At 73.0% G+C, this 10,715-nt stretch carries 9 protein-coding genes and 1 pseudogene; 2 read left to right on the top strand and 8 right to left on the bottom strand.

From position 1 onward, the window contains the following. The first annotated feature begins 248 nt into the window (after positions 1-248). On the top strand, positions 249-1,208 hold the full coding sequence (locus MTQ10_RS07670; RefSeq protein WP_247463642.1) for an NAD-dependent epimerase/dehydratase family protein: 960 nt from the start codon (positions 249-251) through the stop codon (positions 1,206-1,208). Positions 1,209-1,250: 42 nt separating this feature from the next. Here the strand turns inward: MTQ10_RS07670 and MTQ10_RS07665 are convergent, their stop codons facing one another. The 6 genes and pseudogenes from MTQ10_RS07665 to MTQ10_RS07640 form a co-directional block, all read right to left on the bottom strand. After that, the gene (locus tag MTQ10_RS07665) at positions 1,251-2,405 is read right to left on the bottom strand and encodes a serine hydrolase domain-containing protein (RefSeq protein WP_247463645.1); all 1,155 of its coding nucleotides are present in this window, start codon (positions 2,403-2,405) and stop codon (positions 1,251-1,253) included. An 80-nt stretch (positions 2,406-2,485) separates the two neighbouring features. Then, positions 2,486-2,689: pseudogene (locus tag MTQ10_RS07660) on the bottom strand (organic hydroperoxide resistance protein); the annotation flags it as partial. Between the two features lie 336 nt (positions 2,690-3,025). Continuing rightward, on the bottom strand, positions 3,026-3,493 hold the full coding sequence (locus MTQ10_RS07655) for a MarR family winged helix-turn-helix transcriptional regulator (RefSeq protein ID WP_247463640.1): 468 nt from the start codon (positions 3,491-3,493) through the stop codon (positions 3,026-3,028). Continuing rightward, on the bottom strand, positions 3,490-4,287 hold the full coding sequence (locus MTQ10_RS07650; RefSeq protein WP_247463636.1) for an energy-coupling factor ABC transporter ATP-binding protein: 798 nt from the start codon (positions 4,285-4,287) through the stop codon (positions 3,490-3,492). Before MTQ10_RS07650 ends, MTQ10_RS07655 begins: the two co-directional genes overlap by 4 nt. Next, entirely contained in the window at positions 4,275-5,036 is a 762-nt protein-coding gene (gene cbiQ / locus MTQ10_RS07645) for a cobalt ECF transporter T component CbiQ (protein ID WP_247463633.1), read from the bottom strand. The genes MTQ10_RS07650 and cbiQ overlap by 13 nt, the downstream gene beginning before the upstream one ends. 1 nt (position 5,037) lies before the next feature. Further along, positions 5,038-6,102, bottom strand: coding sequence for an energy-coupling factor ABC transporter permease (locus MTQ10_RS07640; RefSeq protein ID WP_247463631.1), 1,065 nt, complete (start codon positions 6,100-6,102; stop codon positions 5,038-5,040). Positions 6,103-6,414: 312 nt separating this feature from the next. On the opposite strand from MTQ10_RS07640, the gene MTQ10_RS07635 reads away from it, so the two are divergent. Then, on the top strand, positions 6,415-6,810 hold the full coding sequence (locus tag MTQ10_RS07635) for an SsgA family sporulation/cell division regulator (RefSeq protein WP_247463628.1): 396 nt from the start codon (positions 6,415-6,417) through the stop codon (positions 6,808-6,810). Between the two features lie 102 nt (positions 6,811-6,912). On the opposite strand, the gene MTQ10_RS07630 is transcribed toward MTQ10_RS07635, so the two are convergent. Together MTQ10_RS07630 and MTQ10_RS07625 are read right to left on the bottom strand one after the other, a co-directional pair. Further along, positions 6,913-8,589 carry a penicillin-binding transpeptidase domain-containing protein gene (locus MTQ10_RS07630; RefSeq protein ID WP_247463625.1) on the bottom strand — a complete coding sequence of 559 codons (1,677 nt, stop codon included), beginning with the start codon at positions 8,587-8,589 and terminating at the stop codon, positions 6,913-6,915. Positions 8,590-8,925: 336 nt separating this feature from the next. Next, complete coding sequence (locus MTQ10_RS07625; RefSeq protein ID WP_247463622.1) at positions 8,926-10,560, bottom strand: penicillin-binding transpeptidase domain-containing protein; 1,635 nt, start codon at positions 10,558-10,560, stop codon at positions 8,926-8,928. Positions 10,561-10,715: the final 155 nt, after the last annotated feature.

The raw sequence follows: 10,715 nt of genomic DNA, 5'->3' as shown, positions 1-10,715 counted from the left end.
AAGGAGATCATCCGCTGCCTCAAGCGGTTCGTCGCCCGCGAGATCTACCACGTCCTGACCATCACCAACGCCACCGCAGCGGCCCCGAATCACCTCACAACCGCTGCTTGACATCCATAAGAGCATCCCTCCGGCCCGGGGGCGCCTTGCCCGGCGGTCCGGCGGTGTAGCACAGTGGCGCGGCGGGGCCCCACTCGACGGCCCCCGCCGTCGCCCTGCTGCCCGAACCACCCGTGGAAGGCCCGCCGTTGAGCCGTGAACGCATCCTCGTGACCGGCGGCACCGGCTTCATCGGTGCCCACGTCCTGCCCCTGCTGCGTCAGGCCGCCCCGCCCGGCCGGCCCGCCCCCGAGCTGCGGCTGCTCACCCACCGGCGGCCCACCGTCCCCCACCCGGAGGACCCGGACGGCGCGGTGGAGACCGCCACCGGAGACCTCGCCGACCCCGGCACCCTGCGCGGCGTGTGCGACGGCGTCACCACCGTCCTGCACCTGGCCGCCCGCGTCGGCGGCACCGAGGAGGAGTGTCGCGCCGTCAACGAGGAAGGCACCCGCGCCCTGCTCGCGGAGGCCGCCCGCAGCGGCGTACGGCGTGTCGTGCAGCTCGGCACCGCCGCCGTCTACGGCGACGGCGAGCACCGCGCCGCACCCGAGGACAGCCTCCCCGAGGCGCCGGTCTCCGTCACCAGCGTCACCCGGCTCGCCGGGGAACGCCTCGTCCTCGCCGCCGGCGGCACCGTCGTGCGCCCCTACCTCGTCTACGGCGACGGCGACCGGTGGGTGGTGCCCTCGCTGCTGCGGCTGCTGGAGCACATACCGCACTGGGTGGACGGCGGCACCGCCCGCATCTCCATGATCTCCGCCCCGGTCCTGGCCTCCGCCCTGACCGAACTCGCCCTCGCCCCCGAGCCGTCACCCGGCCCGCGCGTCCTGCACGCCGCGCACCCGCAGCCGGTCAGCGTGCGTGAGCTGATCACCGCGGTGTGCCGGGCGCTGGAGCGCGACCTGCCGGACGGCGACCTCACCGCGGCCGAGGCACGCGCACGCCTCACCGACCCGGCCGCGCGCCGCTCCCTGGACCTGCTCACGCACGACCACTGGTACGACGCGGGCCGCCTGTGGTCGACGGTCACCACCGACCCGGGCCCCGGGTTCACCGAGGACTTCGCCGCGCACGCACCCTGGTACCGCAAACTCCTCCAGAGCTGACGGCGGCGGGACCGTGCCCCGGCGCGGGTGGCGCCGTACGCCTCAGAGCGCCGAGCGCACCGCCCGCACCAGCGCCTGCGCGCGCGGGTCCGCCGTCACGGACGTACGGAAACCGTTGGTGACATAGCCGAACGCGATGCCGCTGTCCGGGTCGGCGAAACCGAGCGCGCCGCCCCGGCCGGGGTGCCCGAAGGAGCCGGGCCCGAGCAGCGGGGAGGCGCTGCCGTGCAGCATGTGCCCCAGGCCGAACCGCGTGCCCACGACCAGGACACGATCGGCGCCCGCGGACTCCTCGGTGGCCGCCAGCGCCGTCGTCTCCGGCGTGAACAGACGGCGCCCTCCGTCCACTTCGCCGATCAGCGCCGCGTAGATGCGGGCGAGGCCGTCGGCGGTGGCGATGCCGTTCGACGCGGGCAGCTCGGCCGCCCGGTACGCGGGGTCGTTCTCGTCGGGCAGCGGCGTGATCGCGGCGAACGCCCGCCGCGTCAGGGAGTCCGGGTCGGCGTAGGCCTCGGCGACGGCCCGCTTCGGGCGCGTCTTCAGCCCGCCCGCCTCCGGCGCGTCCACCGGGCCCACCCGGCCCACGTGCCCCTGCGCGTCCTCGGGCAGCCCCAGCCAGAACCTGGCCCCGGTCGGGCCCGCGATCTCGTCCGCGACGAACTCGCCGACCGGGCGGCCGGAGACCCGCCGCACCAGCTCACCGGTGAGCCAGCTGAAGGTCTGCGCGTGATAGCCGTGCGCGGTGCCCGGCTCCCACGCCGGAGCCTGCGCGGCGACCGCCTCGGCGCCCCGCACCGGGTCGGCGGCCTCGGCCGGCGTCAGCGGCCGGTCCAGCACCGGGACACCCGCCCGGTGCGCGAGCAGGTCCCGCACCGTCGTGCGCTCCTTGCCCGCCGCCTTGAACTCCGGCCAGTACGCGCCCACCGGGGCGTCCAGATCCAGCTCCCCGCGCTGGTGCAGCAGCAGAAGCGCCGCCGAGACGACACCCTTCGTCGCCGAGCGCACGATCTGCGCCGTGCCCCGCTCCCACGGCTCGCCGCCGTCGACGTCCCGGGTGCCGGCCCACAGATCGACCACACGGTGCCCGTCCCGGTACACGGCGACCGCCGCGCCCCGGTCCCCGAGCGCCGCGAAGTTCCGTACGAACGCCTCCCTGACCGGCTCGAAGCCCTCGGCCACAGTGCCGTGCACGTCCACGCCCGCACTTCCCTCCGTCACTCGAATCGCCTGCGACTGTGGGGGCAACGCCCGGCCGGCGCCTGCGATTCCCTGGCGGCTCACCCCAGCAGGATCGTTACGTCGATGTTGTCGCGGGTCGCGTTCGAGTACGGGCACACCTCGTGCGCCGCGTCCACCAGCCGCGCCGCCACCTCGGAGTCCAGCACCGGCAGGGACACGCTGAGGGCGACGGCGAGACCGTACCCGCGCAGCCGGTCGGGGCCGAGCCCGACCTTGGCGGCGACCGTCGAGCCGGACAGGTCGTCTGACCGGTAGGTCGGGGCGGCGAGGGGAGGGGGTACGACCGGGGGTGACACGAGCGGTTCCGCGGGTGCGGCCGAGCGACTGAGGATGTGCGCGGCGGATCGCTCCGTTCGGGCGCGCCCATGTGGCACACGGCGTGCACACACCCAAGGATGCAGCTGACAGCTCCCCGCACCCCCGGTTCAGGAGACACGGCCATGCCCGCTGCCCGCCCACGCCTCCGCTTCAGCAAGCGCTGGCTGCTGCTGCTCTCCGCCTCGATGCTCGCCGGCGCCCTCGGCTCGGCGACGGCACGCGTGGTCTGACACCCGAGGGGCGCACGACACGAGCGCCGTTCAGGGCTCCCGGCGCCCCGCGCCCGCGCGTTCCGTCAGCTGCCACAGCTCCTCGCGCAGCCGCACCACGGCCGCCGTCTCCAGCCCCGTCGCCGTGAGCAGCGCGCCGGGCGGGCACTCCGCGCGCTCCCTCAACTGCTCCCCGCGCCCCGTGCACGCCACCAGCACCGAGCGCTCGTCGCGGGCCGCGCGCTCCCGGCGTACCAGACCCGCCGCCTCCAGCCGCTTCAGCAGCGGCGACACCGTGCCGTATTCCAGCCGCAGCGCCGCCGTCAGCTCCTTCACCGTGGTCTCGCCGCGCTCCCACAGCACGAGCAGGACGAGATACTGCGGGTAGGTGAGGCCGAGTTCGTCGAGAAGCGGGCGGTAGGCGGCCGTCACCGCGCGCTGCGCCGCGTACAGCGCGAAGCACAGCTGGTCGTCCAACCGCAGCGACCCCGCGGGCCCCTCGTCCTCCGGATGCGTCACGCGCCCATTGTCACCGAGCGCGGATCGAAGCCGTACGGCAGCTCCAGCCGGTGCGCCCGCATCAGCTCGTCGTCGGCGAGCAGTTCCGCCGTCGGGCCGTCCGCCGCGATCACCCCGTCGCTGAGGATCAGCGAGCGGGGACACAGCTCCAGGGCGTACGGCAGATCGTGGGTGACCATGAGCACCGTCACGTCCAGCGAGCGCAGGATGTCGGCGAGTTCGCGACGGGAGGCCGGGTCGAGGTTGGAGGACGGCTCGTCCAGCACGAGGATCTCCGGCTCCATCGCCAGCACGGTCGCGACGGCGACCCGGCGGCGCTGCCCGAACGACAGATGGTGCGGCGGGCGGTCCTTGAACGCGAGCATCCCGACCCGCTCCAGCGCCCGGTCGACGCGCTCCTCCAGCTCCGCGCCCTTCAGCCCGGCGGCGGCCGGCCCGAACGCGACGTCCTCCCGGACGGTCGGCATGAACAGCTGGTCGTCGGGGTCCTGGAAGACGATGCCGACCTTGCGCCGGATCTCCGCCATGGTCTGCTTGCCGACGGGCAGCCCGGCCACCTTCACCGTGCCGGTGCCGCCGCCGAGGATGCCGTTGAGGTGCAGGACGAGGGTCGTCTTGCCGGCGCCGTTCGGGCCGAGCAGGGCGACGCGCTCACCGCGCGCGATGGTGAAGTCCACGCCGAACAGGGCCTGGTGCCCGTCCGGGTAGGCGAAGGCCAGACCGGCCACTTCCAGGGAGGGGGCCGCGGCCGAAGAAGAGGGCTGCACGGGATTCGCAGGGTTCACAGGGTCCATCCCAGCAGACAGACGGCCAGAGCCGTGCAGGGGAGGGCGAGCGCGTACGACCACTGCGCGCGCGTGGCGGTCACCTCGTCGATCACCGGCATGCTGCCGGCGTACCCGCGGCTGACCATCGCCAGATGCACGCGCTCGCCCCGCTCGTAGGAGCGGATGAACAGCGCACCGGCGGACTTGGCGAGCACACCCCAGTGGCGTACGCCCCGCGCCTCGAAGCCTCGGGACTCGCGCGCGATGCGCATGCGCCGCATCTCGTCGGTGATCACATCGCCGTAACGGATCATGAATGAGGCGATCTGCACGAGCAGCGGCGGCAGCTTCAGCCGCTGAAGCCCGAGCAGCAGCTCGCGCAGCTCGGTCGTCGCCGCCAGCAGCACGGACGCGGCGACGCCCAGCGTGCCCTTGGCCAGCACGTTCCACGCACCCCACAGGCCGTTGACGCTGAGGGACAGCCCGAGGACGCCGACGCGTTCGCCCTCCGCCACGAACGGCATCAACACCGCGAACGCGACGAACGGCACCTCGATCAGCAGCCTCTTGAGCAGAAAACCGGCGGGCACGCGCGCGTGGTACGCCACCAGCCCCAGCAGGACGGCGTACAGGCCGAACGCCCACATCGCCTCCCGTGGCGTGGACACCACGACGACCACGAACGCGAAGGTGGCGGCCAGCTTGGTGTGCGGCGGCAGCGCGTGCACCGGAGAGTGCCCGTGCCGGTAGAGGCGGTGCGCGTGCCCGGCGCCCATGTCAGACGTTCTCGACGGTCGTGGAGGACGGGGAGATGTCGTCCGGGGAGCGGCGGCGGCGCACCGCCCAGAACACGCCGCTGCCCGCGACGACGGTGACGCCCACGCCGATCACACCGGCGAGACCGCCGGACAGCCGTGCGTCGGAGATGTCCTTCACGCCGTAGTCGGCGAGCGGCGAGTCGGCCGCCGCGTGCTCCTTCGCCTTCTCGTCGATGCCGTGGTCGGCGGCGACCTTCTCCAGGCCGTCGGGGCTGGAGGAGGCGTAGTAGCTGACGAACCCGGCGAGGACGACGGAGGTGACCAGGCCGCCGATCCACAGCGCGCGCCGCGAGGTCCGCGCGACGGCCGGCGCCGGGGCCGCCTCGGGGGCGGGGGTGTCGACCAGTTCGCCGTTCACCCGCAGCTTCAGCCGCTGCGTCAGGCCGCGCGCCCCGTACACGAGGTCCGGGCGTACGGCGATGACGGCGCCGACGGTCAGCGCGGTGATCGCGGCCTCGCCGATGCCGATCAGCACATGCACGCCGATCATCGCGGCGGCGACCTTGCCGAGGGACACGTCGGTGGTGCCGCCGAGGGCGTAGAGCAGGGTGAAGGCGGCAGCGGCGGCCGGCACGGAGACCAGCGCGGCGGCGAAGGACGCGACGGTCACCGTACGGCGGCCACGCGGCAGCACCTTCACCAGGAGGCGGAAGACGGCGTACGCCACGACGGTCGTCACGATCGCCATGTCGGTGATGTTCACGCCCAGCGCGGTCAGTCCGCCGTCGGCGAAGAGGATGCCCTGCATGAGCAGCACCACGGAGACACAGAGGACCCCTGTGCAGGGGCCCACGAGTATCGCCGCGAGCGCCCCGCCGAGCAGATGCCCGCTGGTGCCGGCGGCCACGGGGAAGTTGAGCATCTGCACCGCGAAGATGAACGCCGCGACCAGCCCGGCCAGCGGGGCGGTGCGTTCGTCCAGCTCGCGGCGCGCGCCGCGCAGGCTCACGGCGATCGCGCCGGCGGCGACGACGCCGGTCACGGCGGAGACCGGGGCGTTGATGAATCCGTCAGGTACGTGCACCGTTCGATGATAGTGGCTTAATGCGAATGACTTGCAAGAGCGAGTTGCTGGTCCTCGCGGAGGGCGGCGGGTCCTGACGGCGGCCTGACGGGTCGGACGGCTGCCCGCGGGGGTCGGACGGCTGCCCGCGGGGGTCGGACGGCTGCCCGAAGGGTCCGGGCGGCCCGGCCGGATGTCCCTCTGTGTCACGACCGGATATCTCATGAGTGAGATGAACGCGCTCTCAAGGCGCGCGTTCGGGAAAATGTGCGACATTGGAGAGAAGCGGATGAACAGCTTTCGCACACGCCACGTAGCGTAAGGGGCCGTCCGATGTCTGTAGTCGAGCAGTACGCGCGCGCCCACATTGTCACCGACGCGGACATCCCCGAGGAGGGTTCGGCCGTCCCGGTCGTCCTCAGATACGACCCCGACGACAACCCGCGCTCCATACGCGTCGGCCTGCCGGGCGCCCACGAGCGGACGCTCTCCCGCACCCTGCTCGAACAGGGGCTGAACGCCCCGGTCGGCAGCGGCGAGGTACGGGTGTGGCCGTGCGGGCGCGTCCAGGCCGTCATGGAGTTCCATGACGCGCAGGGCGTCTCCGTCGTCCAGTTCGAGTCGAAGGCCCTCCTGCGCTTCCTGCGCCGGACGTATCTGGCCTCCTCGGCGTCCACCTCGGCGCCCGCGTCCGCGTCCAAGACGACATCGGCGTACGAGACGGCCTGAACCGGACGCCGAGACGGGACGGCCGCCCCAGCCCGGCGCCGGTGCAAAGGCCCGGCGCGCCCGCCCGGCCCGGTCGGCCCGGCCCCGGCGCGCGCCGCCCGATCAGCCCATCCGCAGCAGCGCCGCCACGATCGGCCCAGCCGTCTCGCCGCCGTGGCCGCCGGCCTGCACGACACCCGCCGCCGCGAGATCCCCGCGGTACGCCGTGAACCACCCGTTGGGCTTCTCCTGCCCGTCGACCTCCGCCGAGCCGGTCTTCGCGCCGTAGTCCGGGCCGAGCCCGGACATCGCCTGCGCGGCGGTGCCGTAGGCGGCGGTGTAGCGCATCAGCTCCCGCAGCTGCGCCAGCGTGCCCGCGGACATGGTGCGCTGCGCGGTGGCGAGGGTGCGGTGGTCGACGTCGGGGGAGACCAGGTAGGGCTGGTGGAAGACACCCGATTTCACGGTGGCCGCGACCGACGCCATGTTCAGCGGGTTCATCCGCACGCCGCCCTGCCCGATCAGCGAGGCCGCCATCGGCGCCTGGGACTGCACCGGCACCGAGCCGTCGAACGTCGGCACGCCCACGGACCAGTTGTTCATCGACAGCCCGAACACCTGCTGCGCCTGCCGTGTCAGGTCGCTGTTGTCCAGCTCGGGCGCCTGGCTGATGAAGGCCGTGTTGCAGGAGCGGGCGAAACTGGCCTTGAAGCTGCCGTTCTTGATCTCGAAGTCGTCGTCGTTGTGGAACTCCCAGCCGCCGTACTTGAACGTCTTCGGGCAGGGATGCGCCTTGTCGGCGCCGGCGAGGCCCTTCTCGATCAGCAGCGACGAGGTGATGACCTTCATCGTGGAGCCGGGCGCGAGGGAGCCCTGGAAGGCGGTGTTGAAGCCGTGCCCGCTGTTGGCGACGGCGAGGATCTCGCCCGTGGAGGGCCGCAGCACCACCACCGACGCCCGCTGTCGCGTGGCCACCTGCTGCTCGGCGGCGGCCTGAAGCCGCGGGCTGAGCGTGGTCTTCACCGTGCCCGGCGTGCCCTCGCTCAGCTCCAGCAGCGTCTTGTCGGCGGCCTTCTTCGCCTTGGACTCCTTGCCGCGGACCACCCGCAGCTCGATGCCCGCCTTGCCGCCGGCGATCTTGCCGTACTTCTCGCGCAGCCCGTCCAGGACGGTGCCCAGCGACGGGTACTTCGCGGTGGTGATCTCACCGCCGTCGCGGTCCAGCGCCTTCACCGGCGGGGTGCCGGACTCGCCGGTGACGAGGGTGTCCCCGGCCTGGAGGTCGGGGTGGACGACGGACGGCTGCCAGCGCACGATCGGCTCGCCGTCACCGGCACGCCGTACGACGGTGAGGGCACTGGTGTAGGTGAGGGGTTTGCTGACGCCCTTGTAGGTCACGGTGCCCTTCACGGTGAACGGCACCTTGTCGCCGGCGGGCGTGCCCGGCGTGAACGTCGCCTTCTCGATGTGGGCGTCCTCGACGAAGCCGGTGAGCAGTGCCGTCGCGGCGGTGGCGTCGTCGGTCGCGGCGGCGGCCTGCGGCAGCCGGCCCTGCTGCCAGGCCGTCAGGAAGCCCTGCGCGGCCGTGGTGACCTCGACGGCGGACAGCGGCCCGGTCTTCGCGGCCTTCGCCTTCTGCGAGGCCGCCGAGGCGGCCGTCCGCTCGTCGGCCGCGGCACCGTCACCGCCGTACAGCGCGTACGCGCCGATGCCGACGCCGCCGACCACGACGGCGAGGACCCCGCCCACCACGGCCGGCTTCGTTCTCCGTCGCTCGGCGACGCGCCTTCTCTTGCCCACTGCCTACCGTTCCTTCGTCTTTCCCCAGGGCCGGTCCACGACCGGCGCCCCCCTCGGCCTCGTTGCCCTCACCCGGTCCAACGACGGCGACCAGCCTAGAGTCCCGTCCGACGCGGGTGATGTCAGCCGGTACGTCCATGCCCAGGCTGTGACTTCGGCCTCTCCGACCTGTGACCTCGGCACTTCCGGTACGGGAGAGGCCCGCGCCCCCGGCTGCGGTTCCGCGGGCCGCGCTGTCCCCGTGCCCCGGCCGCGCTGTCCCCGTGTTCGGGCGCCGGGACCCGCCCGCACCCCGGCGCCGGGACCCCCGTACTGCGGCGTTGGGCCCCGCCGGGTTCAGCCCGCGGCCCGCAGCACGGCGGCGACGATCGGCCCGGCCGCGTCACCGCCGTGGCCGCCCTCCTGGGTCATCGCAGCCGCCGCGACATCGTCGCGGTAGCCGGTGAACCAGCTGTTGGACTTCGCCTGCCCGTCGACCTCCGCCGAGCCCGTCTTCGCGCCGATCTTCCCGCGCAGCCCGGACATCGCGGGCGCGGCGGTGCCGACCGTGGCGGTGCGGTTCATCATGGTCCGCAGCTGGCGGACCGTATCCGCCGACAGCCCCTGGGCGTGGGCCAGTTCCCGCCCGTCCAGGGACTGCGGCACGATGACCGGCTGGCGGAACGTGCCCGTCATCGCCGTCGCCGTCACCGACGCCATGTTCAGCGGGCTCATCTGCACCTGGCCCTGCCCGATCAGGTTGGCCGCCTTGTCGGGGCCGCCCGAGGCGGGCACGGAACCGTCGAAGGACGGGATGCCGGTCTTCCAGTCGTCCCGCCCGAGCCCGAACCGCCGCTGGGCCTCCTCGGTCAGCGACTCGGTCTTCAGATCGTCGACGTACTTGATGAAAGCGGTGTTGCAGGAGCGGGCGAAGCTCTGCGCGAGGGTGGCGCCCTCGTCCGGCCTCATGTTCTTCAGGTTGTGGAAGGTCTGCCCCTCCCACATCGCGTCGGCCGGGCAGGGCGCGGGCCCGTTCGCCGTGGTGATGCCGTTGTCGATGAGCGTCGCCGCTGTGATGATCTTCATGGTGGAGCCGGGTGCGAGCTTGCCGAGGAACGCGGCGTTGAAGCCGTCCTGCCGGTGATTGGCGACGGCGAGGACCTCACCGGTGCTCGCCTTCACGGCCACCACGGACGACTCCGCGTACTTCTTCACGGCCGTCTCGGCCGCGGCCTGCGCGCTCGCGCTGAGCGTGGTGCGCAGCTTGCCGGCCCTGCCCTCGGCGAGCGTGAGCAGCGGGGTGTCCGCGGACTCGTCGCCGTGGTGGACGCTCAGCTCGATCGCCGGGGTGCCGCCCGCGGTGTCGCCGTACTTCTGCCGCAGCTCGTCCAGGATCGGCCCGAGCGAGGGGTACTTCTCCTTCGTCAGCACCTTCCCGTCGCGGTCCACGGCCTCGATCGGCGGCGCCGGGGACTCGCCGGTGACGAGGGTGTCGTTCATGTTCTGCAACTGCGGGTGCACCACCGACGGCTGCCAGTCCACCAGCGCCCGCCCGGTGCTGACACCGCGCACGACGCGCAGACTGCTGCTGTACGACAGCGGCTTGGACTTCCCCTCGTACGACACGGTCGCGCTGACCGTGAACGGCACCGTCGCCCCGCTCGCCGTCCCCGGGGTGATCTTCACGCCGGTGATGTGCGCGCTCCGCCCGTACGACGCGAGCAGCGGCTCGGCCATCGCCGCGTTGTCGGTGTACGACGCCGCCTCGGTGGCGTCGCCCTGCGACCAGGCCGCGAAGAACGCCGCCGACGTCTCCCGCACCTCGTCACCGCTCGGCGGCCCGCTCCGCCGCACCGGCGCCGGCTCCCCGACATCGACCCCGCCGCCGTCCCCCTTCAACGCGGTCACGATGTTGTACGCCCCGTACCCCGCCCCGCCGATCATCACAGCGAACACCGAGCCGACTATCGCGCCCTTGACGCCCTTGCGCATCCCGCGCGCCCTCCCCGTTTCCCCGCCTGCGGTCCCCCGCACTGTAAGTGGCCCGAGCGAACCATGTGCGTGACATCGACGGATGGTGACCCAACGGATACCGGGCAGGACGGGCCCGCCGGCCCGCTACACCCACGTGTCCAGCCACATCCGCG

Origin of the sequence: Streptomyces sp. XM83C (assembly GCF_023072675.1) — a bacterium.
Classification (GTDB): domain Bacteria; phylum Actinomycetota; class Actinomycetes; order Streptomycetales; family Streptomycetaceae; genus Streptomyces; species Streptomyces thermocoprophilus.
Note: the sequence above shows the minus strand (reverse complement) of the source record. Positions and strands in the feature narration are given on the sequence as shown.